The sequence below is a fragment of the Planococcus sp. 107-1 genome (assembly GCF_021513255.1).
Taxonomy (GTDB): Bacteria; Bacillota; Bacilli; order Bacillales_A; family Planococcaceae; genus Planococcus.
Genome location: NZ_CP090977.1, coordinates 653,972 through 676,872, shown reverse-complemented (window position 1 = coordinate 676,872; position 22,901 = coordinate 653,972). Strand labels below are relative to the sequence as shown.

Genomic DNA, 22,901 nt, shown 5'->3' with positions numbered 1-22,901 from the left:
ACTCAAGATGAGGTCTCTTCTGTTTTACTGTAATGACTGTAAGCAAAATAGCCGCCCAATAAACCAATTCCTGAACCTAACGCAATGGCTGTAGCCATGGATATCGGTAAAAAAAGGCTGAAAAGCATACCGCCAGCGCTCCCACAGACCATGCCGAGCGGAATCATACTATCGAGCCAGGTTTGGGCTTCTGCTGTTTTTTTCTTGCCGAGTGTACCTCTTTTTTGCTTGGATTTGAGGCGTTGAATAACAAAGAGTGCAATCGCCCCTACGATAAGGATGGGCAATACGATGAGGATGATGTCGGTCACTGTTTCCATGTGAAAAACTCCTTTCATAATCGTATGAATTCTGAATTAATCACGTTCGAATGTTTCCATTATTCTAAAAAATCACCTTATTAGAGCTCACTATAGCAATCGATAGAAACTTTGTAAACTTATAGTTGGAATGTTTTTGCTTCCTTTCTATACAAAGAGGCTGGTTTCTCCCTACTCTCCGTTCCTTCAATCCTTTCAAATAAGGTCCAAATGCTTATGAGAAATTTATATGTTCCACCACATATAAATGGTAATCTATAGAAAACTTAATAGAAGATAATTAATCAGAATCACGGGCAATGTCTAGAACGAAAAAAAGCTGGTCGCCGCTCCTAGAGCCTCCCCTTTTTATCCGGTATCTATTCGGTTTGAATTTCAAATAGAAAGTAGAGAATAACATGAAGTTTCTGGGAAAAGCGTTACTTTTATTGATTTTATTTACCGGGATCAGCATCGGCAGTTATTGGCTCATCTTTAGCCAAGGGTTGATCCTTGGACTATTCCTTGCTTTTATCCTGCTGATTTTCTGTTTGGCGGTGGTGGCCCTCAGCCTTTACGGCCTCCATATCGGGCAGCTCGCAAAACTGCGTTTGGTTAATCGGATGGAAATCGCAAGCTTGCTGATTTTGACCGTCTACCTCAGCTCGGCTATTGGTCTCTTTACACTCGCCAATACGTTGATAGAAGCGAAAGATCTGACGAAGGATTTTACAGCGGCAGAAAAAACGCAAACCTTGGCTTCCTCGTTTTTTAACAGCACAGCCCCTCAAAACGCAGCAGGCACGATCGAGAAAAACGGGATTTCCTATTCGTATACCAATTCCACAAAAGACGAAATCGATAAAATTGATGCGTTTCTGGAAAAGGAAAAAGTGAGAATTGATGATTTCTTTGGCAATGAAGGTACAGGTGAACTGACGATTGTGTTCCATGATGATTTCGATACATTGTCAGAAGCTGCGGGGATGGAAGACGCGATGGGCTACTATGAATACTATACGCAGGAAATCCATTTGGTGCCGGACGATTATTCCTGGGACAGCACCTTGCTTCATGAATACAGCCACCATCAAAGCTATATGTATTCCCAAGAACAGGTCTTGTCCGAATCGCGTTTGCCGGCTTGGTTTGAAGAAGGAACCGCTGAATACCTCGCGGGCCAAAGCAGTGACTGGTATGAGATGGAAGAAGTCGAAACCATTGATTTCCATCTCATGGACCACAACTTCACTTTCCATGACACCTATACCCGGAACTTCGACCCTTACGTCCAAAGTTTCTTAGCAGTCGAGTCGCTTGCCGATGCTTATGGAGAAGATGAATTACAATTGTTGTTGGCTGCTAAAATGCCAAGCGAATTCTACAAAATGTTGGAAGAAACAACCGGCATGACGCTCGTTGACTTCCAGGAAACGTTCCTCGATGACCTCATTGCAAAAAGCAAAACTGAGTTGGAAAGATATGATGCCGCCTATGAAGCATTAGAAAAAGGCAATCTTGAAGAAGCCCAGGCGCTGATTGATGAGCTGACGGCACTTGCAGCGGCAGAAGATCTAGACGAACTGGCATGGATGCAAACCGACCTTTTCCTGATGCAGGGCCAATTCGATAAGGCGATTGCATTCATGGAAAACCGTCTGGAAACCGGGGACCCCGAAGACCGGATTGATGACTTGATGACGCTTGCCGAATTTTACGTACTGATCGATCCTGAGAAATCATTGGCATTGATCCAGCAAGCCGATGAAGAATCTGCAGATGGTGAGTATATGTACGAGTTGGACGCTTACTTAGAAGCTTATGAACTGATCGACTCCCCTTCACCGCAGGAAGGCTACCTGATTCTTTTGGATGAAGAACTGATTTACAATGAAACAATCAATAAGAAAGTGGCTGACAAAGTGGAAAATGAGTTTCCGCAAGCTAGTTGATTTATACAAAAAGAGCTTCCGCAGAAAATGCGGAAGCTCTTTTCTATTTATCCTTTTGGCGGAAATGGATCTTTACCATAAGTATTTCGCTCTCGAATTTTCCCCTTTCGAGAATGAATAAAAAGTTCGCTTCCTTGATTTTTACTAATTTCTTTTGCAGCTTCAATAGCTTCTTGTTGTGTTTTATGAATACTAGTTGCTTTTGAGTTGCCAGCACCTTTAACTTGCCACTCGTCCGCTTTAGGTGTCACATGCTGATTTTTCCCCATTCAATAATTCCCCCTTTAATCTTTATCATTGAATTTCTTAATCAAAAGCTCTTTAAAACTTATATGACAATCATCTATTCTTCGAAATCTCCATTATATTCATCTTCTTCCTCTCCAGAACATGAGTAACAAAGATTCCATTTCATTGCAGCTTTATTATAAAAATCTCCACACTCGACACAACGCACTTCAAGAAACTCTTCATTCATATTTATCCCCCCTTATGGCTGTAATACGATTTAATTATTTATTTAGTTTCGATTCGCTAAGAACTATCTCTCTACCACTAGTTAATTCACCTAATGTATAATATGAATGAGTTTGAAGAGGTCCATCAGTTCGAGGTTTATGCTTCAGTTCTTTTTCAATATTTAAGAGATAAAATTTATACTCTTCCTTTTCTCCAAACCCAAAATCTGCTGCTCTGTCAGCAATATAACTTTTTAATCTTTTTTGAATTTCTTCATTAAATATTTTAATTTCTTTTTCCCAATTGTTCTCTAAAGGTCTAAGAATAAGTTCACTTTGAACACTGTAAAGTGTATCCATGATACCTCCACGTTCACGAATCGTCATATATTGAGCAGCCTTATATGATCGAGGATGTGGATGTGCATGAATCAAATATTTTTTCACAATCTTTATTGTTCTTCCTCCAGGTACTGACAATACTTCTTTCATCTTAATCTTCTCCTTCCACAATAGTTTAGAATTCCAATCCCTCAAAATTCTTAAACACCTTTTCGCGAACATCTTCCGGTGATTTCAAATCAAATAGCGGTACATCTATAGCTGCCAGTTTTTCGAATCCGTTGTGCTTTTTCTTTGCTTTGCCTTTTGCGTCAATATGCCATTTGTTATCTTCTCGGATAATCGTATAGTCTCCTTCATAAAATGGTGACCAGAATATCCAGTGGTCTGATACGGCAGGAAGCCGGCTCCAATGTGATTGATCGTATTGATAACGAATAACAGAGACTATAGGGATCACGTTTTCATCATCATCTGTTAAATCCACCATGATCCCGTACCAATCCAAGTCTCTGATATCTTCAATAGATTCAAGGATTTTATCAGTCTTCACATACAATTTAATAAAGTTAGTCGTCATCCATCCAGTCGTATCCGTATCCGATTTATAACGCATGTATTTAGGATTGATGGCTACATAGCCTTCTTCCTCTCCGACTCGATCCAACTCTTGAAAAAGTATATTCAAATTTCTATAGGTTTCTTTCAATAACTTAGTTGCTTGAATGATACTTTCACCCTTTGTTTGTGTGATAGACATATGCATTATTCTCCTCTTCAAATTGATAATCTGGCCAAGCCCATGATGATTTTGAAATTGTTTTCAACCCTTCATATTTATACGGGGAATAGTGAATGGTAACTTCTTCTAAAAGATTTTCAAATCCATTAAATCTTTTTAACCCTTTTACTTCTAGTAATTCTCTTACATCTGAAAAGATATATTTCGGTGTGCCTTCTAAAGTGGCGCTTTCCATCTTCACTAACTTCGTATGGATATCTTCCCAATTAATAAATCCCATTGGCACAGAAGAAGCTATATTAAAGTCAATTCCAATTCCCTGTTGAACAAGATTTTGTATTGGAAATGGCGCTAGGAATATTAAGTACGTTCTTTTCGTATTCGCCAAGCTTTCCATCATATGCGAGTATTTTGAAAGTTGATGGAGACTCTGGTCGTAGCTGACAATCTCGCCGCTATCCTCCGAAGAAATCCCACTCCGATATTTCACTTCAATTCCTACTAAGGTATCTTCAAACTCCAAAAGCAAATCAATTTCTCCTTTTGAATGACGCGGCCAAAATCGATAATTCAAATCAAACCCCGACTGTCTATTAAGAAATTGAACCCACTCTTCGTTTTCAACTGCATTCGTAAATTCTACTTCTTCTAATATCCCTTTAAGTCCCTGCTCAAAAGGCAAATAACGGAGTGCGCCAAAAAAGTCACCGGTTAGTTTATCTTCGAGCCGATCACTTAAGTTGCTCCCCGTGCTTGAAATTTTCCCTTTGATTTCACTGATCATCCATATCACTTCTTTCAACATAAAACAGAATGTATAACTTTTTCAAATGAACCTTTTTAACTACTTTAAATCATTATGTAAATAGTACCATAAATGATAATTTATAAAAGCTTTAATTTCCATTTTTAAACAATAAAATTCCTTGCAATAAACAAAAACCGAATTCCTCAATTTACTTAAGGAATTCGGCTTTATTATCTGTCCATGGCTGTTCTCCATTTATTCTTTAACATTATAACTTCTATTGAACATCTGCCTGTCTCAACGCCTCTTTACTGAGCCGCTTCCGTGCCGACCGCGCTCTGCCGTAATCGGAATATGATTCAATGCTTTTCCTAAACCGTAAAGAGGCATATTCCCGTACACAGATTCGTAATTTCCTGCGGGCACTTCATAGGTCTCGTGATAGATTCCGACGGCGTCGTTATTGCCGATTTTTTGGTTGAAGTTTTTCCATGCAGCCAGGTGCTTCTCATTTTTTGCATAAGCCATGAGGTCTTCAGTTGACCGCCAATACTGGATCATGACGGTGGTTTGCAGTCCAAAATAATTCTCCATTGAGATGAAGCCGAGTTCTTCTTTATGGGTATAGAGCTCTTTGATCATTCCGGGCATGGCGTTAAAAACGGGAAGCCACTTATTCACTGCGCGCCATTTATTGATTCGCATGCCGATAAGGAAAACGACGATGTTCTCATGGTTCTCAGTCGTGAAACGTCCGGTGAAAACTTCTTTAGCCATTTCTATTCCTCCTTCGAAACCTCTTCAAGCGTAACCGTGCACCATTCGATTGCGGCTTTGGCAGTCCGTTTTCCGTAGTCCAATGTGAAGAGCCAATATTTCGTGTCCTCTCCTTCCCCATAATCATTCGTGAGCATCTGTTCAATTCCGGAATACGCAGCGTAGCGGTTTCCAATTTTAATTTATATTCTTCCAATTGCTCGATGGTTTTTTCTTTTGACTGATGGCTGCCGAAAAAAAGCTTCAGCAAAATCTCATTCCGCTCTACCGGAATCTGCTCAATCGGTTCCTCGAGCCAACTTTTTAACACTTCTTTTCCTTTTGGCGTCAGCTCATATTCATTCTTGCCCGGTTTCGAATCCTCGGATGATGCATTGATAGTCGCCAAGCCTTCGTCGACTATCAGCTTTAAAGTCGGATAAATTTGGCCGTAGCTGATTTTCCAGAAATGGTTCAAGCTTCGGTCAATCATCTGTTTGATGGCATAGCCTGATCTGCAGTCAGTTGTTAATAATCCAAGAATGGCATAAGTCGTTTGATTGTAAGTTTTCAATTGGCACATCCTATCTAAAAGATATATATCTATTAGATACATCATACTCTCGAATTAACAGAATTAAAAGATTTTTTATCAATAAAATAAAAAAGAACACATCCAATTTGATAGATGTGTTCCTTCTGTATTTTTTTAATCCGTTTGATTTAAGGCAAAACCGGAGTCTTCCTTCTCTCTCCTTCGATTTTCCGGAAACACCCGTTTCCAGCCAATCCACAATGCCACGAGTAAAACAACGAGGTACACGTATATTCCCCAAGTTGTTGCGGTTGCGATGAAATGGGCAGCCACAAAACCGAAAGTCATTAAGGTAAGAGCGAGCATTTTCCCGGTCCCAGCATCCTGGGCGAACTCAAACGACGCAGAGAACGGAAACTCGTCTTCAGTCACCACTTTATGCGTGATCAAGGTTTGCAAAAGACCGCCAAGGAAGACCGCTGCAAGATCAGGCAGGATTCTCGCTGTGAAAATCCAGAGAAAGAAAATCGCAACTACGAGAAAAACTGGCGAATACAACTTCATGAAAAAAGCTTTCAATGCTCCACTATAGGCACGAGACGTTTTTTCAATCGGCGCCGCCCTGAACAGCCAGCCCCCTTTATAGCCTTCCGAAAACCGCAGCATGTAAACAAGGCTCGGAATCATGAAATTGCAGAAGTAGATGAATAAAAACATGTTGCCGCCCGCAATTTCTTCCAATCCGCCTTCTCTCGGATAAGTGAAAACGAAAAGAAACGGGAAGAACAGCGACATGCCAAGCGCCGGGAACACCTTCAATTTGAATTCCCGTTCTTTTTTCATCATCGACGCTGCAAAACGGAAGAAAATCCGTTCTTCTTTCGAGCGGCATAAGAGCTTGGCTCCCATTTCATCCACCCAATTCCTTTTCTTTTTCCGCTTCTTCGTATCGCTCAATAATTTCTCCAAATTGCGTTCAAACGAAGGCATCAGCTTCGCATAACTTAAAATCGCAATGATCGGCACCAGTACAGCAAGCACCGTAAAGACGATCAAATAATTTGCAGAACCGCCGTTTAAAAACACTTCAAAAGGTGCTCCGTACCAAATGGGCGGAATGAGCAAATGCCACCAGCTAAACGAATACGCCAAATCCAAATCCACAAAGTCAAACGCCCGGATCAATACTTGATAGCCGACCACTACCCCAACCGACAACAAGATCTGCACATAATTGATGATGTCTTTGAGCTTGTCTCCATCGAAGAACCGCAAAATCACCAAATACAATAACGAAGTAAGGACGACGACCAACAATACGGTCAATATCAATTCAACCAGGAAGATCACCGCGAAGAAAAAGCCGTGATTAACCAATCCGACAACAAACGGAATGGCTGTAAAAGCTACGGTCACAAACGCTATGTAAATCATGATATGGACAATCTTCGCCGCAGCAATCGTCCTTCTCGTAACCGGCTTTGTCTGGATGATGTTTTTATCCCGGACATCTAACAGCACAGCCGAAAAATCGGAAATCATCGATGTCATCAAAATGAAGAGAATCATGCCAAAAGCAAGGCTCATCTGAAAGATGTAATTTTCTCCGATCAACAAAAATGGAATGAGGATCAATCCGTATAAGCCATACACCCAAAGCGACTTCAGGAATTGATTGCCTTCTTTTTTCTTGCCGGTATCGTTGAAAATCGTCGGTACGCGCCGTTCGTCCATCGTCAATTTGATTTGCAGGATTTTCTCCATCATCGCGTAATCCACACCGAGCCTTGTGAAAATGCCTTTAAATACCGCAAGGACCTTCAAGGACTGGAATTCACGCATCCGTTTGGCCTCCCTGCACAATCGATACAAAGTCGCGGGCTTTGCTGCGGTGCTCCGTAAAGCCCGTCAATTGATTGAAAATCCCGGAAAGCGAACCTTCCTCGCTCATTTCCTTCAGCTCTTCAAACGTCGCATCCGCCACCACTTCCCCTTTGACTAAGAGAACAATGCGGTTGCTGATCTTCTCCACCAAGTCCATAATATGCGAGGAATAAAAGATCGTTTTCCCTTGTGCTGCGAGCTGCGCCAAGATTTCCTGAATGACCATCATGCTGTTGGCATCCAGTCCGCTGAGCGGTTCATCCCAAAACAGTAAATCCGGATCGTGCAGAAGGCTCGCCGTAATCAGCACTTTTTGCTTCATGCCTTTTGAAAACGAAGAAAGCCTCGAATGGCGGGCATCCTGCAATTCGAATTGCTCGAGCAGCCGCTCCGCTTTCATCTCTGCGACGTCCCGTTCCATGCCGTACAGCTCTCCGGTAAAGATCAAATACTCCATCGCTGTCAGGTTGTCGTATGCTTCCGCATTTTCCGGCACGTAGCCGATCTTCCTTTTATACGACGGATCGCCGGTCGAAATATTGTGTCCGAAAATCACCACATCTCCCCCATAATCATCAATCAGCCCCAACATGATTTTAACGGTGGAACTTTTTCCAGCCCCATTTGGTCCGATGTATCCGATGATCTCGCCTTTCTTCACTTCAAGATTGATGCCGTTCAATACGTTCTTGCTGCCATAGCTCATCGTTAAATTCTTGATCGATAATACATTTTCGCTTCCTGCCTCCATTTAAACACCCCATAAATTAATTGTGTGTTTATTCTAACATTTAACTGGTTGAAATTGGGAGTTAGTTTTAAATTCGAAGAAAATAGCCCGCAGATAAAATTCTCGTAGAGTCCGACTTGTAATAGATGATATACTATACTTCGGTAAAATTTCTTAGAAAAGGAGAGGTGGTCAAAATCTTATGCGCCCCTTTCATTTCAATGGCAGCCGGATTTTAAAAACCGGAATCGCCATTTTTTTAACAGCCATCATTTGCGAATGGTTTGGCTGGCCGCCTGTCTTTGCGGTTATCACGGCAATTGTAACGATCGAACCGACAGTCAGTGATTCGATTAAAAAGGGGCTGGTCAGGTTCCCTGCCTCTGCGATCGGTTCTGCCTTTGCGGTTCTTTTCATAACCCTGTTCGGGAATTCCCCGATTACGTATGCCCTCGCTGCAGTTGCGACGATTTTAGTCTGCTCCAGACTTAAGTTGCATGACGGTCTGCTTGTTGCCACATTGACAGCCGTTGCGATGATCGAAGTCATCCATGATCATGTCCTAATCGCATTCTTCATTCGGCTGGGCACCACGACGATCGGTCTCCTAGTATCTACTGCGGTGAATATGCTCATTTTCCCGCCGAATTACCAGCGGGACATTCTAAAAAGTATTCAGCGAATCAGTGCACAGGCCGGAAGAATGCTCGAACACACTTTCCACACCATCCTCTTTGAAGGCGATGCAAACTTGCAGGAAGACAAAGAGCTTGTGAAGCGGCTGACGACGGAAATCCAAAAGGCGGAGAAGCTGATTCAGTTCCAGCGGGATGATTTCAGTTTGTACGCAAAAGTCCGCAACCGGGAAACGAAGCTTCAGATGGCGGAAAGGCAATTGCTGTTTTTGCATAATCTCGAATTCCATTTGGATGCTTTGCTTCGGATTCCACTGGATAATTTGAAGTGGACCCCGGCGGAGCGGAATATCATTATGCACGCCGTAGCAGAACTGGCGGACGACTTGCAAAATTCCACCAGCTACAATCACGAAAAGCATCAGCACCAATTAAAAATCATTACCGATTTCTTCTGGGACGACAGCAAAAGCGCATCGACCAGCGATGCCTTGCAGCCTGTCCTATTCCCGCCCCAGTTCAAGATCCTGTATGAGCTCATCATGATTTACGATTTGGTGGATAAGTTCTTCAATCCGGGCACCGTGAAAGCTGCGGCGGAAGCGGAATAAAATCAATGGAATATTTTTTAAAAAAACGGCAATGCCAGAAATATAATTTTTCTGGCATTGCCGTTTTGTTTTTGGAAACCGAGAAGTGTATTTGAACAATCCCCTCAATTCCGCTAAACTATTTAAATCTACCTTATTCGCGACGACACAAAGGAGGTCCCGCAATGGATCCGTTATTTATACTTGAAAATCTGCATAAAGCGAAGCCTGCCTTCCAGCCGATTGTGAGTGCCGAGAAACACAAGGTCATCGGCTACGAGGTGCTCGGCCGGTTTGAAGACGATGGCACTTGGATAAGCCTGGGCGATTTCTTTCATGATCCGGATGTTCCGGATGAATTTAAAATTGAAGTCGATCAAGATCTTCTGCAAAAAGCGGTAACGGAGATGCTTAGGACGGACAACTCCGGTCTCCTCTTCATCAACCGGAACGCCAAGCAGCTGCTGGTCAACGGCGGAGAAGATTTCTTGCATACGTTGCGGCAGCTCGAACAAAGGGGATTTTCGATGGAACGGATTGTGCTGGAAATCACGGAGCACGATTTTGAAGAGGATTTCGATGTCCTGAACCATTTGCTTCTCTACTATAAAACTTACGGTATCAAAATCGCCGTCGATCACGTCGGGGCCAAAAGCTCCAACATCGACCGCATCCGCCAATTGAAGCCGCATATCTTCAAAATCGATACGGGGCTGATCCGCAACAACAATCCCGCCGTTTTTCAAGACATCATTTATTCGCTGACGGTTTTGGCGCGCCGGATCGGGTCGGTGTTCCTGTATGAAACTATCGAAGACAGCCACCAGCTGCAATTCGCCTGGAAAAACGGCGGCCGCTTCTACCAAGGGTTTTATTTAGCGAAACCGGATTTTGAGTTGGCAGATTCCTTAGCCATCGACACGCGGCGCATATACAGGAATTCGTCAAACGTGAGAAATCGCTCATCGAAGCCCGGCTGACGTTTTCTTCCCTCTGCGAAGCCAAAGTGAAAAAGGCGATTCCGGAGTGGCATGGAGAACCTGAAGCCGACCGCTTTATCGAGAACATCACTGCGCCTTTCCATGAAGAAAGTTTCCGGATGTACATTTGCGACAGCGAAGGCCAGCAAGTGTCTTCCAACTTCCGAAAACGCGAAGAGCGTTGGGAAGTCGAACCTCACCAAAAAGGCTCCCATTGGGCTTTCCGTCCGTATTTCTTAGAGAATACGATGCGCATGCGAACGCTGCACCACGGTATCCTATCCGATACGTATTCGGATATCGAAACCGGTGAAATGATCCGCACCTTCAGCTATCCGCTGCCGGACCAGTATTTCCTATTCGTCGATATCAGCCCTTCTTATATCAACGATAAAGACTATTTACTGTTTCAATAAAAAACGAAAAGCCATTCCGACGGGTCATCAAGACGGCTTGCGGGATGGCTTTTTTCCTTCAAACAGATAAAGTGATTTCACCATGACAGACTGCTATACTCCTTATTATGCAAACTTGCCATATAAGGAAGGAAGTTAGATAGATGAAATTAAGTGTATTGGACCAAGCACCTGTCACAGCTGGAAATACAGCAGAAGCAGCGATGAAAAAAGCGGTGGAACTTGCGGTTCTCGCTGACGAATTAGGTTACACACGCATGTGGATGGCGGAACACCACGGCTCGGGTGCGTTTTCAAGCTCAGCCCCTGAAGTCACGGCCGCTTATTTAAGCGCGAAAACGGAACGGATCCGCATCGGCACAGGCGGCGTCATGATGATGCATTATTCGCCTTTAAAACTGGCGGAAGTCTTTAAAACATTGAGCGCCCTCGCTCCAGGCCGCATCGATTTTGGCGTCGGACGCGCACCGGGCGGCGACCATAGTTCGATTTATGCCTTGTCCCAAGGACGCCGGGCCATGACCGATGATATGTACGGGAAATTCGACACGGCGCTGAAACTGATCAACGACGAAGTGCCGGAAAGCAGCATCTACAATAAAGCGATCGCTTCGCCGACGCATATCCAGTTGCCGGAAGCATGGCTGCTGGGTTCAAGCGGCAATAGCGCATACGAAGCAGGAAGAATGGGCGTCGGCTATTCGTTTGCCCAGTTCTTCACCGGTGGCATGACGAAAGACATCTTGGACTCGTACCGGGCGAATTTCGTCCCTTCCGCTTTCATGGAAAAACCGGAAATCTCGGTGTCGTATTTAGTGACAACCGCTGAAACCGCAGAAGAAGCGGAATACGAAGCCTTGCCGCAGGACATTTCGCGTTTGATGTTAATGAAAGGCCGCATCATGCCGCTCATGACACCAGAAGAAGCGCAGAATTCGGCACTCACGGAAATGGACCGCATGCAAATCCAGGCGAGCCGCAACATCCATTTAGTCGGCTCTGCAAAAGACGTTGCGGACCAATTGCAGCAAGAACAGCAGCAATACGGCTTTGAAGAAGCGATGATCTGCAGCATCCCGCATTCGCAGGAAAAGCGCTTGGATGCTTACCGGTTATTGGCGAAGCATTTATTATAGAAGAGTAAGCTGATTCATCGATTTTATTCGGGGCTGGAGCGCTTCTGAAATTCTATGAGCGGGATCGGGAATTCTATGAGCAGTTATCGACGTTCTATGATCACTTTTGGGAGTTCTATGAGCACTTTTCAGCATTCTATGAGCAGGAATCGGGATTCTATGAGCACTTAGCCGTTTTTTATTCGAAATCATTCTTGCTTTCGCTTCCTAGAAAAAGCAGTTGGAAATTCATCGGTTGCTGGCGAAGCATTTACTTTAATAGAACAGACAAAAGCCGTATCCCTCAATGGATACGGCTTTTTATTAAAATGATACTGGATCCGCAGTAGTATCCGGTCTCGTTTTGTTCAGGACAAACTGCGCCAAACCAAAGCCGATGGCGACAGCAAGCGCCATTGTAAGGAGTGAACCGAACAAGGCGAGTTTCACCGCCATCAAGAACAGAATCCCTACAGCCAGCATGGCCATAATCGAAACGGAATTCCACAGAACCCGGTCCCGTACTTTATTCATCAAGCTGATCGAAGGCACCACATCCGTTTCCGCTTCAGCCGCAGCCAATATCCCTTTTAGCCGGCGAAGATTGATGACCGGACCTAAAAAGCTGGCGCCAAGAAGTGCTGCCAAAGAGACGTTGATCCAAGCCGTGCCCCAGCCCCAAGTGGAAAAGACAAGGTACAAAGCCGGCACAATGATCAACAAAGTGCTCATCGGAAACAAGACATCCGTTTTCACCGCAAGGCCCGACCACCGTTTCACATTTTCCGTGTCTTTCGATTGCAGCATGGAAAGCATCGACAAAGCCAAAATCGCAATCGCCATAAACATGATCACTGCACCCGCAATATGGAGAAACAACACAATATTGTAAAGCATCGTTTTTTCCTCTTCTCCAGTTAAGTCGTCAGTAAAATGGTTTCCGCATACTGTGTCAGTTGCTAATAAGGTCACTTGATGATTTTCTGATTTCTGATGCGCAGCCCTCCCTTTTGAGTGTCTTTAGCCTTACATAAAATCCTCCGGTGCAATTATTTTCGTACTCATTATACGCCATCCCACTATTAAAATCTATAATTTATCTGAATTTTTAGTTTATAATAACTTGACATGATATGATGAAAACAACTATGAACTTGAATAAAAACCTCCAAAAGGAAGCGATGCGGATGTTTGAAGAGATGCGTTCCCGGTATGTAATCGGCATTATGACAGTCGCCGCCATTGTATCGATTTCTCTCTTGCTGCAAGCTGCTGGCAGCACCTATCTTCAATTGACCGTCTTTCTCCTGGCTTTTTACACCGTCCTGCCCATTTGGATCTGCAGCTTCTATTTCCGGAAATACGGCATCAAAGTGCGCCAAATTTTCTTTTTCAAAGGCACCGCACGCTGGCTTCTGCCCATCGCCGGGCTCACCTTGCTCGTCATGGCATTTTCCCTCAGCATCTACTGGCTGATGCTGCGGGGGCTCGTATCCGTCTCCCCAATTGCCGTCGAAATCGCGCTCACCCCGCAGCCGCTTCCGGGTGAATTGTGGTATCTCGCCGCGAACGGTTTCATCATCGCGGTCATCGCGCCGATTGCAGAAGAATTCGTCTTCCGCGGCGTGCTCATGCACCGGCTCGTTGCATCACTTGGTTTATGGAAAGGCGTCGGCTTATCCAGCCTCATTTTCAGCGCGTTTCACATTAATATCTTCGGTGCTTTCCTATTTGCAGTAGTGGCTTCCCTCCTGTATTTAAAAACTGGCACGCTGCTGGTACCGATTCTGCTCCACCTGTTTAACAACGTCCTCTCTGTTTTCCAATACGCCGTCGACCCTTCTTTTCCAGAATGGCTGGTGGTGACGAGCATGAACGACTTGAATACAAAAGCTGTGCCAAACCTTATTACGCTAATTATCAGCTCGGCGTTGCTGCTTCTTTTTATCCTTTGGCTCGTTCGGAATTTGAATAAAAGCAGGAAGCGTTTAATGGATTAAAAACGGAGTTGTCCCAAAAGTGGCTGGTGTCCATTCCAGCGGACGCTTTCCGCGGGCACGGTTTCAGACCTTCCTTCGCTGTGCTCAGTCAGAGGTCTTCCGCTCGTGTTGTTCCCGCAGGAGTCGCCGCTTCCATTCCCACCAACCACTTTAGAAGAAAGTCATATGCATATATTAAGGATTAAACTAGCTCCGAAACAGACGTTTCATCCAGTTTCCGAATCTCTGCATGGGAAATCAAATATACATCGCCGAAGATATCGATTTTTTCTCCATTAACGCGAATGCCGCAATCCTTGTTCGACGCATAGATGTTCATTTCCTTCGATAAATGGGACAGCTCTTTTTGAACCATGTCCATATTGTTTTCCAGATCAAAATGGGACAGCACTGAAAAATCGTCAAGACCCACGCCATCGTAAACGGAACTCTCCTCTACTTCATATCCAAAGTTTCTTGAGCAGAACCATTTGGCTGACATGTTAATGGCACCCGCACTTGCTCCGAGCACAACAGCCTCGCTTTTCCGGATCTCCTTCGCCAGACCATAGTCTGCCAAAAAGCGGTTTTGTTCAAGCGTATTTCCGCCCAACAGGAAAATAGCAGAAGCATTCTGAAGCAAAGTATGAGCCTCATCTATCGGCACTCGTGAATGGATCCGGTGATATTCTTCAAACCGGATCCCTTCATGAGCAAGCCACGAAAGTTCCGAAGTCCCGTCCTCTTCATTACCCCACGGATTTCCGCTGATTATCACAAGCGATTTCCTATCCTTAATATCCTTCTGTATCCACTTCCCAAGTTGTTCCGGGAAGAATTGAGTGAACCATCCTAAATAGTAATGTGTTTTCATATTGACCCCCGTTGATTTCCCCTTGAAAACGCCATACCTTCCAAGAGATCTATCGATTGTTTAAGTTTCTGAGAATTCTCCTGGTTTGATTATAACCCGCGTAGGTTCCGCTCTATAGACAAAAAATTTTTATTTTGGAGTGCATAGTTTTCTGCAGCTTGGGGAATAACATACGGAACTTATGTTCAACGTTAGTTAACTAATGAGAATAGCCAGTGAATCGGAGGAATACTTAAGATGACGAAAAAACAAATTACAGTCGGCGATGTGGATTTGAAATGGGATTTAGAGACAGCGGAAGTATTATTCGATGGCGGAGACGTCGTGTTCTTTTGGATTTCAGCCATGGAAACCTTCTTTGACTCTATCCGGGAAATTGCAGGAACGGAAGCAACAAAACTGGTGTTGGAAACGACCGGTTTCCGCCAAGGCGTCGTCGTTGGCGAAGGGTTTTTGCACATGAAAAACATCAACACGTCAAATGTAGTCGAATGGTTAGCCAATACATATGCTTCCGCCGGCTGGGGAAAAGCCAAAATTGTGAAGATAAACGAAGAGACGAAACAATTCACACTTCATATACAAGATGACTGGGAATTTAAAATGAACCAGCAAAAACAGAAAGGCCTCGATGGCATATTTGTTCCTTCTCATTACGCCGGCGTATTCACCGGCCTTTTCGGCACGAACTTCTGGTACAAAACCGTCCAATATCAGAATGAAGAAAATGCCTACAGCATCGTTGAATACTATCCTTCCGACATCACCGTGCAATCGAACATCCACGAGATGTCCAGAAGACAGGAAGCTCTAAAGATTCAAGAACTCGAGCGAATGGTTGATGAGAAAACGAAGATGCTGCAGAATTTGGTGAAAGAAATTTCGTCGCCGATCATCCCGGTATTGGAAAACATCGTGGTCGTGCCGATGATCGGCAACTACGATGAAGACCGTTCGGAAGATTTGATCCTCAACACTTTGAGTGAATTGCCGAGACACCGGGCGCATTACCTCTTGCTTGATCTGACCGGTCTGCACAAACACATTTCTGAACACACAGCGCGGCTGATCGATAAACTCGGCGCTTCTGCCCGCCTGCTCGGCATCGAAACGATATTGGTCGGCGTGTCGCCGGAACTGGCGATGGTGATTGCCCAATCCGGCAACGACTTGAACAAATTCGAATGCCTGAAAAGCCTGCAGCACGGCATCTACTATGCGCTCGGCAAAAGCGGACGAACCATTTCAAAAGCTGGCTGCTAATAAATCCTTTTAAATCGTCTACTCTTTCCTCTTTTGAAAGCGGGGCGATTTTTCATTTCGATCAAGCGGATTCTTTTGATAGAGAGCCTATGGTTATTTACAGCAATGGGGTTTTGAATTATGATAGGACGAATAGTTTAATTGAAGGAGTGGCAACGTGAATAAATCCGTAACGAAACAAATGGGCGAAGTGCTCGAAGTATTTAACAGCCTACCAAATTGCACGATTGAACAGCAAGAGGACGGCCGATTTTTGATTGCCAGCAGCAAACCGGTGCCTTGGAGTGATTCTCTTGAAAAGAAGGACCGGGATTCTCTGCATAAAATCGGGTACATCACGCCCCATAAAGCAGCCCTTGGCCTCTATATCGATTTCCCGCACGATTACTTGGACGCGGACCGGGTAGAAGATATCGTCAACCCTGAACGTACATTGATGTATTACGCGCCAGGCGTTAAAGCGCCGACCGTGAAAAGCTGGTGGCGATTCCGGTCAAATGAACAGTTCGACAGCATCCATTTGGTTCTGCGCAAAATCGAACTGGACCTGTATGACTTTAAGCGGGAAGATTGGATCGAGTTGATGAGAGAGATTACGGAAGTTCATCAATAATTAATGATCACCTTTCAAATCACCAAAAAGACCTGCCATCTGAAATCGGATGCCAGGTCTTATTTTTTTAACTCTACTTTCCCTAACCTAAACAAGTTGTTATTTTCTCTTAAGTCTTCAGGAAAACATTTGAGAAAATGAAAATAAAATCATCTTAAAATCTGATTACAATTTACATAATTTGATATTCATAAGAAATAATTCCCTTTTTTAAGTTATAATTGCATCAGACATTAAAACTGAGACGGAGGACGTTCACACATGGTAAAAAACATTTTCAATAAACTTTTCTCTTCTAAAACTGCCCCTGAACAACTCGTTACTCCCCCTGGAATCCAGCCACAAAAGATTTATCTTTTTGAATCAAATCGCTATGAACTTGAACAAATCATTGATTCGCCTGACCTCCAAGGCAAAGCACCCGGCTATATTTACTTTGTACAAGAATACATGAACGGCTCTTTCAAAATTGGCAAGACAAAAAATCTAGAAAAAAGAATGAATATCTTCGGTGTGAAATTGCCTTTCGAAAACAAACTTATTTTCCTCATTAAAACTGGCAACCATCATCAGACAGAAGTTGCTTTCCATAAACACTTTTCTGACAAGAGACTTGAAGGAGAATGGTTTGCATTAAACAAGGAAGACCTGACATGGATAAGAGCTGGAAAGTATACAGATGAAATTAACCAAACCATCTTCCCTGCTGAAGAAAAGAAAAATCCAGTAAGGAGAGAAGACGTTGAAAATAAAGAAGATAAACTATTAACGCCAAAACAAGTAGAATTCGCGAAGACATTGCTTACAAAGCTTGAAAACGAATACGAGCTGGCTACAGATTTATCTGCAGTGACACAAAAAGACTTAAACAGGTTAAGCGGATACTTCCGGTTCAAAAATAAAGGTGCTTTAAAGAATTTGGTTGCGGCAGGCGTTCTAAAAGAAAAGTAAAATAATGTGCAAACATCAGGTTTCGTACGAATTTCTATTATATTTTCCACTAGGAGGATTTACATGGCTAAAATACCGGTCAAACTGGTTATGGACACTGCAAAGGTGCACGGTCCAAAAGTTCTCAAGTTTGTAAAAGAGAATAAAGATATTGCGACGGCCGCAGCTCCTCTAATTGCAGCCGGAACTAAAAAAATAAAGGATTTTAAGGACAATAAAGTAGAAAAGAAAGCAGAAAATACTGCCGATCATATTCGAAAAAAGCAGTTTAAAGGCTACAAAACCATAGACTTAAATACTCAAAATAGAAGCCAATTAATTAAACTTAAGCATGAAGTAGAAAATTTCATTTCCCAAATTCATAAAGAGGAAGAACAAGAATTAATCGTTAAAAAACCCCTCTATTCTAAAAAAATTAAGAACTGGAATTCCTTATTAGTTCAAACGGAAGATCAATTGGCTGTACTGGATTATCAGGAGTATTTAAAAATATATAACAATCCAGCATATCAGAGTAATTACTTTGAAGGCTTTGATCGGCTTTTAGAAAAATTCAAGATTATTATTGAGAGTAATTCGTCTAAAGAACTGTATGCCTTTATTCATGCGCAGACCAGAAGGGATATTGAGGTTATTAAAAAGGACTTTCTGTAGATAATTTCTTTCCTGGATAACGAAATACTTAAAGGGATAATTTAGAATGGCCTACATACTTTTGTACTTTATGACTTGAAACCTTATTTCCCTAGGAACGACACAATCCCCAATTAAATTAAACAAAACAAAAAACCATCTCCAATGTCGCCTGAAGTAAAAACGATATTGGAGATGTTTTTTTATATGGCCCAAAAACGATTCTATCCAGAGAAAGTTAAACAAGAATTCATTTGTATAAAACTTAACGGAAAGTTTATTAATGCCTCCCCACTCAGAAGAACTCTTTTACCCCTCTAAACCCTTCTTCAACCACTTCGCCGTCAACGTCCCCGCCTCCAACATCGCTTCCGGCGTGCCTTCAAATAGAACTTCGCCGCCTCTTTTCCCGCCACCTGGGCCCATTTCGATGACCCAATCGCTCGCGGCGATAAAGTTCAGGTTGTGTTCAATGAGGATGACCGAATTCCCTTTGTCGACGAGCCCTTGGAAAACGTCTAGTAGAAGCGCATTATCCTTTGTGTGCAGACCGAGTGACGGCTCATCCAGCAAATAGATCTGTCCTTCTTTTTTCAAGTGGCTGGCGAGTTTGAGGCGCTGCACTTCGCCCCCGCTGAGCGAACTGGTCGTCTGTCCGAGTGTCAGGTAGCCTAAGCCAACGTCTTTTAGCGTATCCACTTTTTTGATGATTTTCGGCATTTTCAAATACTGATTGGTTTCTTCAATCGACAACTCTAAGATTTCCACGATATTTTTTCCTAAGTAACGATGCGACAAGGCTTCATCGGAATACCGCGTTCCTTTGCAGGCTTCACAGGTGACCGTCACGGGATCCGCAAACGCCACATCCGGCGTGGTGACGCCTTTTCCTTCGCAGACCGGACAGGCTCCAGTCGAATTAAAACTGAACAATCCTACCGGTTGTCCGGTTTCTTTTGCCAGAATCGACCGGATATCATCCATGATCCCCATATAGGTTGCAAGTGTCGAACGGCTCGACGTGCCGATGCTGCCTTGATTCACCGCAATGGTTTCGGGGTAGTTGTCCGCAAATGCGCCGAACAATAAAGAACTCTTGCCGGAACCGGAAACGCCGCATACCGAAACCAATACATTTTTCGGGATTTCCACACTGACATTTTTCAAGTTATTGGCCGAGGCATTTTTGATGGAGAAACTCTCTTCCGCCTTTCGCGAATTTTCGTTAATGATGACTTTATGATCTAAATCGGTGATGGCGGAAGCTTTCTTCAAGCCATCCTGTGTGCCTTGATAAACCACTTCGCCGCCGCCCACGCCCGCTTTTGGACCCAGTTCGATGATTTCATCCGCCGTTTTAATGACCGCTAAATTGTGTTCGATCACGACGACCGTATTGTAATTGTCCCGTAAATCTTCCAGCATACGCGTCAGCATATCAATCTCCTCCGAATGAAGCCCTGCACTTGGTTCGTCGAAAATATACGTAATGTTATTCAAGCTACTGCCGAGGTGACGGGCAATTTTCACGCGCTGTGCTTCCCCGCCCGACAAGGTCCCCATTTTCCGCGAAAGACTCAAATAGCCCAATCCGAGATCCACCAGCTGTTTGACACTTGGGTAAGCTTGCTCAGCAATCGACGTGCCGATCGGATCTTTTATATTTTCCAGTTCACCGAGCAGTTCCGTCAATTCCAGCCGGGCATAATCGGCGATGTTGAGGCCGTTGATTTTGGATTCCAATACTTTCGGATTCAATCCCGAACCTTCGCAAGTCGGACACGGGGTATGCGATGTCACCGCGAGCACATCTTCCTGAGAAACGTTTTTCAGCTTCGTAAGGTCCCGGTTAATGTACAAACGAATGAACCGCGGAAGAATGCCGTCCCATTCGATGTTCCGGCTGCCCACTTTGTAATAATACCTGCTAAATGCCTGCTCGCCTTCCTTCGGCCCATAGACGAGCAGATTGTATTTATCTTCCGGATAATCTTTGATGGGAAGATCGGGGTCGAATAACCCGCCGTCCACCATCCACCGGCCTTGCCAGCCTGGAGGTGCGAGCGGCTTGAATCTCACCGCGCGCTCCCGCAACGACTTCGAGTGGTCGATGAGCTTGTGGACATCCGGCGCCACGATTTCACCGAAACCGCTGCATTCCGGGCATTTCCCGAACGAACTGTCACTCGAAAACTCAGTAGCTGAACCGATCGATGGGCTGCCGATCCGTGAGAACAGAAGCCGGACGAGCGGATCAATGTCTGTATACGTGCCCACCGTCGAGCGCGAATTGCCCCGGACCGGTTTCTGTTCCACCACGACCACCGGACTTAAATTCTGCATCAAATCCGCTTCCGGCCGCTCATACCGCGGCATCTGGTGCCGGACGTAAAGCGGATAATTCAACGTCATCTGCCGTCTGCTCTCCGTCGCGAGCGTATCAAAGACAACCGAGCTCTTTCCCGAACCTGACAGGCCGGTAAATACATTTATCTTTTCTTTCGGGATATTCAAATCAATATTCTTCAAATTATTTTCACGGAGCCCCCGCAAAATGATTTCATCTCTTTTATCTGGCATTTTGAAAGCCTCCTTTAAATTCGACCAGGGGTTTCCCTGCTAATTAAAAGAGTTCCCTATTTTGGGTGGGCTTACACAAGCGGGTATAAAAAAATCCGCTCCATAGTTGAATGAGCGGTTAAGCGGGAAGATTGGATTAAATTGATAAGAGAGGTCACGGAAGTTCATCAATGATTATTAATCATCTCAAAGATGAAAATAAGACCTACCTCTGGAAAACAGATGACAGGTCTTATTCATTTTTTAACTTAATGATAAAACTCTTTTAGAATTCAGCTTTTTCTAGAACACTATTTTCAATAAAACTCAATGACAATTTCCTCATCTTCTTCGACTCTTAAGAAAGATTTCAAAACTTCTGCTGTTCTTTTATCTGCCTCCGTCAAAAATCCTTGGTCGATTTTCTCTTCTTCAAATTTCATTTTCTCTTCGTTAATATCATCAATAATTTCCTGAGTAGGAGGGTCTGAGAAGATATTTCCTTTTACATCTTCTATCTTCATATTCTCGGTCTGCACAACATTATCGAGAATTTTCGCTTTAGGAACTCTGACTGTTACTTGTTTACCTGCTTCGTCATAGTCCACTTCCACTTTCGAAAGATCCGAACCCGCTTTCATATATCCTGTATACTCTACAAGCTTTATTGTCTCTGCAAAGCTAATATCTGTAAGCAAAATTTTCTTGTCATCCCGCTTTACCATTGCTTTGCTATATTCATACTTCAATGTTGCCAATTCTGATATCTCTACGATTCTCTCTTGGAGTATGGATGTATGAGAACTTTGGCTAGCAGTATTTCCAAATGGAGTGAATTGAATAATGACAACTAAACCAACAATTACAATAAACAACATCGAAAGAATAACTCCGACTAATCTTTTTTTCATTTGTATGTGCTCCTCACATATTATTGCACTTATTAGTATAGCGAGTTAAAAGATTCCTCTGCTTTTAATACGAATGAATATACTTAGATTAATTTAACTCGTAAAATTTCTTGCCGTTTGAAAGTGGCAGTCGTTATATAGTTAGACTAGGAAGTATTCTCCCGGAAAAACCGCTTTAAATGAGGGTGTTCAGACAAACACTTTCTTGGCTGTCTTTCCAATTATCCCCGTTCCTATTCCGTCGACTGTCCCCCCGATAATTCCCCCAGCTATAGGTATTGCTTTACCTAAATTCACTACACCTTTTTGCCCGAACCTAGTTACCAGTCTGAAACCGACTTTTTTATTTATTGCTTTAATGACTTCACCAGGTATTCTCAGGACGGCTTGTTTAGCGAAGGCATTTCCTGCTTGGATGCCCGTCTTTTTTAATATATCCGAAGCTGATTTTCCTGTTAGACATACAAAAACGAAAGTTTTAACTTGATCGTCTTTTAAGTCATAGCCTTTCATATGTGCAATAGCTGCAATCATTCGAACTTGTACATACATTACAGAAGCAATATTTGCGGGTAATGTAACAGGCAGAACAATTATCCCGCCTAACCCCGTAAGAAAGCCACTAGTGGCTGCTTTTGTATTTTGCCACCGAATTAAGCTGTCGATAGCTTGATCAGCAGTATCATGTTTCGATAAAAAATTCTCGGCCATTTCATAAGCTGAGTCCGTCCCTGGAATCCCATCTAATGATTTCTCATATGCCCAATCCAACATTTTTTCTATCTTACCTATGGAAACTTCATTTGCAGCCACACTATTCCTCCTAAATAAAACTAAGTTTATTGAATTTTAGTTTAACAGGTGTTCAAGAAAATAACTCCTTATTTTTTAATAAAAGGATAAAAAAGTAAGGAATGACAGAAAAAATTGAGCGGA

24 protein-coding genes and 1 pseudogene are annotated in these 22,901 nt (G+C 43.4%); 10 read left to right on the top strand and 15 right to left on the bottom strand.

The window, feature by feature from the left end:
* Positions 1-2 precede the first annotated feature (2 nt).
* Positions 3-320, bottom strand: coding sequence for a hypothetical protein (locus L0M13_RS03720; RefSeq protein WP_235198347.1), 318 nt, complete (start codon positions 318-320; stop codon positions 3-5).
* 398 nt (positions 321-718) lie between these two features.
* On the opposite strand from L0M13_RS03720, the gene L0M13_RS03715 reads away from it, so the two are divergent.
* Positions 719-2,251, top strand: coding sequence for a tetratricopeptide repeat protein (locus L0M13_RS03715; RefSeq protein WP_235198346.1), 1,533 nt, complete (start codon positions 719-721; stop codon positions 2,249-2,251).
* Positions 2,252-2,298: 47 nt separating this feature from the next.
* Here the strand turns inward: L0M13_RS03715 and L0M13_RS03710 are convergent, their stop codons facing one another.
* The 9 genes and pseudogenes from L0M13_RS03710 to L0M13_RS03675 form a co-directional block, all read right to left on the bottom strand.
* Positions 2,299-2,520: a DUF2188 domain-containing protein gene (locus tag L0M13_RS03710; RefSeq protein WP_235198345.1), complete on the bottom strand. Its 222-nt coding sequence runs from the start codon at positions 2,518-2,520 to the stop codon at positions 2,299-2,301.
* A gap of 74 nt (positions 2,521-2,594) precedes the next feature.
* Entirely contained in the window at positions 2,595-2,729 is a 135-nt protein-coding gene (locus tag L0M13_RS18315; RefSeq protein ID WP_260107726.1) for a hypothetical protein, read from the bottom strand.
* A gap of 34 nt (positions 2,730-2,763) precedes the next feature.
* Entirely contained in the window at positions 2,764-3,201 is a 438-nt protein-coding gene (locus tag L0M13_RS03705; RefSeq protein WP_235198344.1) for a hypothetical protein, read from the bottom strand.
* Positions 3,202-3,226: 25 nt separating this feature from the next.
* The gene (locus L0M13_RS03700; RefSeq protein WP_235198343.1) at positions 3,227-3,811 is read right to left on the bottom strand and encodes a hypothetical protein; all 585 of its coding nucleotides are present in this window, start codon (positions 3,809-3,811) and stop codon (positions 3,227-3,229) included.
* On the bottom strand, positions 3,786-4,577 hold the full coding sequence (locus L0M13_RS03695) for a DUF4143 domain-containing protein (RefSeq protein ID WP_235198342.1): 792 nt from the start codon (positions 4,575-4,577) through the stop codon (positions 3,786-3,788). The genes L0M13_RS03700 and L0M13_RS03695 overlap by 26 nt, the downstream gene beginning before the upstream one ends.
* 261 nt (positions 4,578-4,838) lie before the next feature.
* Entirely contained in the window at positions 4,839-5,318 is a 480-nt protein-coding gene (locus L0M13_RS03690; protein ID WP_235198341.1) for a DUF4188 domain-containing protein, read from the bottom strand.
* A gap of 2 nt (positions 5,319-5,320) precedes the next feature.
* Positions 5,321-5,871, bottom strand: a pseudogene (locus L0M13_RS03685) (PadR family transcriptional regulator).
* Positions 5,872-6,006: 135 nt separating this feature from the next.
* Entirely contained in the window at positions 6,007-7,674 is a 1,668-nt protein-coding gene (locus L0M13_RS03680) for a putative ABC exporter domain-containing protein (protein WP_235198340.1), read from the bottom strand.
* The gene (locus tag L0M13_RS03675) at positions 7,667-8,467 is read right to left on the bottom strand and encodes an ABC transporter ATP-binding protein (RefSeq protein WP_235198339.1); all 801 of its coding nucleotides are present in this window, start codon (positions 8,465-8,467) and stop codon (positions 7,667-7,669) included. The genes L0M13_RS03680 and L0M13_RS03675 overlap by 8 nt, the downstream gene beginning before the upstream one ends.
* Positions 8,468-8,648: 181 nt before the next feature.
* Between L0M13_RS03675 and L0M13_RS03670 the strand changes: the two genes are divergently transcribed.
* The 4 genes from L0M13_RS03670 to L0M13_RS03655 all read left to right on the top strand — a co-directional run bounded on the left by L0M13_RS03670 (position 8,649) and on the right by L0M13_RS03655 (position 12,203).
* Positions 8,649-9,692: an aromatic acid exporter family protein gene (locus tag L0M13_RS03670; RefSeq protein WP_235198338.1), complete on the top strand. Its 1,044-nt coding sequence runs from the start codon at positions 8,649-8,651 to the stop codon at positions 9,690-9,692.
* Between the two features lie 164 nt (positions 9,693-9,856).
* Entirely contained in the window at positions 9,857-10,651 is a 795-nt protein-coding gene (locus tag L0M13_RS03665) for an EAL domain-containing protein (RefSeq protein WP_235198337.1), read from the top strand.
* Complete coding sequence (locus tag L0M13_RS03660; RefSeq protein WP_311195657.1) at positions 10,603-11,067, top strand: EAL-associated domain-containing protein; 465 nt, start codon at positions 10,603-10,605, stop codon at positions 11,065-11,067. The genes L0M13_RS03665 and L0M13_RS03660 overlap by 49 nt, the downstream gene beginning before the upstream one ends.
* A gap of 143 nt (positions 11,068-11,210) precedes the next feature.
* Positions 11,211-12,203 carry an MsnO8 family LLM class oxidoreductase gene (locus L0M13_RS03655; protein WP_235198336.1) on the top strand — a complete coding sequence of 331 codons (993 nt, stop codon included), beginning with the start codon at positions 11,211-11,213 and terminating at the stop codon, positions 12,201-12,203.
* 303 nt (positions 12,204-12,506) lie between these two features.
* Here L0M13_RS03655 and L0M13_RS03650 read toward each other — a convergent pair whose 3' ends face one another.
* Complete coding sequence (locus tag L0M13_RS03650; protein ID WP_235198335.1) at positions 12,507-13,079, bottom strand: DUF2269 family protein; 573 nt, start codon at positions 13,077-13,079, stop codon at positions 12,507-12,509.
* A gap of 290 nt (positions 13,080-13,369) precedes the next feature.
* On the opposite strand from L0M13_RS03650, the gene L0M13_RS03645 reads away from it, so the two are divergent.
* A complete protein-coding gene (locus L0M13_RS03645; RefSeq protein WP_235198334.1) occupies positions 13,370-14,182 on the top strand; it encodes a CPBP family intramembrane glutamic endopeptidase in 813 nt (270 codons plus the stop codon).
* 181 nt (positions 14,183-14,363) lie between these two features.
* Here the strand turns inward: L0M13_RS03645 and L0M13_RS03640 are convergent, their stop codons facing one another.
* Entirely contained in the window at positions 14,364-15,035 is a 672-nt protein-coding gene (locus L0M13_RS03640; protein WP_235198333.1) for a Type 1 glutamine amidotransferase-like domain-containing protein, read from the bottom strand.
* 237 nt (positions 15,036-15,272) lie between these two features.
* Between L0M13_RS03640 and L0M13_RS03635 the strand changes: the two genes are divergently transcribed.
* The 4 genes from L0M13_RS03635 to L0M13_RS03620 all read left to right on the top strand — a co-directional run bounded on the left by L0M13_RS03635 (position 15,273) and on the right by L0M13_RS03620 (position 18,516).
* Positions 15,273-16,298: an STAS domain-containing protein gene (locus L0M13_RS03635; RefSeq protein WP_235198332.1), complete on the top strand. Its 1,026-nt coding sequence runs from the start codon at positions 15,273-15,275 to the stop codon at positions 16,296-16,298.
* 157 nt (positions 16,299-16,455) lie between these two features.
* Positions 16,456-16,911, top strand: a complete 456-nt coding sequence (locus tag L0M13_RS03630) for a hypothetical protein (RefSeq protein ID WP_235198331.1) — start codon at positions 16,456-16,458, stop codon at positions 16,909-16,911.
* 261 nt (positions 16,912-17,172) lie between these two features.
* The gene (locus L0M13_RS03625; protein ID WP_235198330.1) at positions 17,173-17,862 is read left to right on the top strand and encodes a GIY-YIG nuclease family protein; all 690 of its coding nucleotides are present in this window, start codon (positions 17,173-17,175) and stop codon (positions 17,860-17,862) included.
* Between the two features lie 63 nt (positions 17,863-17,925).
* The gene (locus L0M13_RS03620) at positions 17,926-18,516 is read left to right on the top strand and encodes a hypothetical protein (protein WP_235198329.1); all 591 of its coding nucleotides are present in this window, start codon (positions 17,926-17,928) and stop codon (positions 18,514-18,516) included.
* Positions 18,517-18,804: 288 nt separating this feature from the next.
* Here L0M13_RS03620 and L0M13_RS03615 read toward each other — a convergent pair whose 3' ends face one another.
* From L0M13_RS03615 to L0M13_RS03605, 3 genes are all read right to left on the bottom strand, one after another.
* Positions 18,805-21,075 (bottom strand): ATP-binding cassette domain-containing protein, encoded by a 2,271-nt coding sequence (locus tag L0M13_RS03615; protein ID WP_235198328.1) that lies wholly within the window; start codon positions 21,073-21,075, stop codon positions 18,805-18,807.
* A 296-nt stretch (positions 21,076-21,371) separates the two neighbouring features.
* Positions 21,372-21,965: a DUF4230 domain-containing protein gene (locus L0M13_RS03610; protein WP_235198327.1), complete on the bottom strand. Its 594-nt coding sequence runs from the start codon at positions 21,963-21,965 to the stop codon at positions 21,372-21,374.
* 189 nt (positions 21,966-22,154) lie between these two features.
* Positions 22,155-22,778, bottom strand: a complete 624-nt coding sequence (locus L0M13_RS03605) for an EcsC family protein (protein ID WP_235198326.1) — start codon at positions 22,776-22,778, stop codon at positions 22,155-22,157.
* Between the last annotated feature and the right edge of the window lie 123 nt (positions 22,779-22,901).

Coding starts and splice junctions, on each gene's coding strand:
- L0M13_RS03700 (WP_235198343.1), bottom strand. CDS start 3,811: ATGTCTATCACACAAACAAAGGGTGAAAGTATCATTCAAGCAACTAAG.
- L0M13_RS03675 (WP_235198339.1), bottom strand. CDS start 8,467: ATGGAGGCAGGAAGCGAAAATGTATTATCGATCAAGAATTTAACGATG.
- L0M13_RS03695 (WP_235198342.1), bottom strand. CDS start 4,577: ATGATCAGTGAAATCAAAGGGAAAATTTCAAGCACGGGGAGCAACTTA.
- L0M13_RS03715 (WP_235198346.1), top strand. CDS start 719: ATGAAGTTTCTGGGAAAAGCGTTACTTTTATTGATTTTATTTACCGGG.
- L0M13_RS03710 (WP_235198345.1), bottom strand. CDS start 2,520: ATGGGGAAAAATCAGCATGTGACACCTAAAGCGGACGAGTGGCAAGTT.
- L0M13_RS03705 (WP_235198344.1), bottom strand. CDS start 3,201: ATGAAAGAAGTATTGTCAGTACCTGGAGGAAGAACAATAAAGATTGTG.
- L0M13_RS03620 (WP_235198329.1), top strand. CDS start 17,926: ATGGCTAAAATACCGGTCAAACTGGTTATGGACACTGCAAAGGTGCAC.
- L0M13_RS03680 (WP_235198340.1), bottom strand. CDS start 7,674: ATGCGTGAATTCCAGTCCTTGAAGGTCCTTGCGGTATTTAAAGGCATT.
- L0M13_RS03615 (WP_235198328.1), bottom strand. CDS start 21,075: ATGCCAGATAAAAGAGATGAAATCATTTTGCGGGGGCTCCGTGAAAAT.
- L0M13_RS03640 (WP_235198333.1), bottom strand. CDS start 15,035: ATGAAAACACATTACTATTTAGGATGGTTCACTCAATTCTTCCCGGAA.
- L0M13_RS03665 (WP_235198337.1), top strand. CDS start 9,857: ATGGATCCGTTATTTATACTTGAAAATCTGCATAAAGCGAAGCCTGCC.
- L0M13_RS03655 (WP_235198336.1), top strand. CDS start 11,211: ATGAAATTAAGTGTATTGGACCAAGCACCTGTCACAGCTGGAAATACA.
- L0M13_RS03610 (WP_235198327.1), bottom strand. CDS start 21,965: ATGAAAAAAAGATTAGTCGGAGTTATTCTTTCGATGTTGTTTATTGTA.
- L0M13_RS03635 (WP_235198332.1), top strand. CDS start 15,273: ATGACGAAAAAACAAATTACAGTCGGCGATGTGGATTTGAAATGGGAT.
- L0M13_RS03690 (WP_235198341.1), bottom strand. CDS start 5,318: ATGGCTAAAGAAGTTTTCACCGGACGTTTCACGACTGAGAACCATGAG.
- L0M13_RS18315 (WP_260107726.1), bottom strand. CDS start 2,729: ATGAATGAAGAGTTTCTTGAAGTGCGTTGTGTCGAGTGTGGAGATTTT.
- L0M13_RS03720 (WP_235198347.1), bottom strand. CDS start 320: ATGGAAACAGTGACCGACATCATCCTCATCGTATTGCCCATCCTTATC.
- L0M13_RS03625 (WP_235198330.1), top strand. CDS start 17,173: ATGGTAAAAAACATTTTCAATAAACTTTTCTCTTCTAAAACTGCCCCT.
- L0M13_RS03670 (WP_235198338.1), top strand. CDS start 8,649: ATGCGCCCCTTTCATTTCAATGGCAGCCGGATTTTAAAAACCGGAATC.
- L0M13_RS03645 (WP_235198334.1), top strand. CDS start 13,370: ATGTTTGAAGAGATGCGTTCCCGGTATGTAATCGGCATTATGACAGTC.
- L0M13_RS03650 (WP_235198335.1), bottom strand. CDS start 13,079: ATGCTTTACAATATTGTGTTGTTTCTCCATATTGCGGGTGCAGTGATC.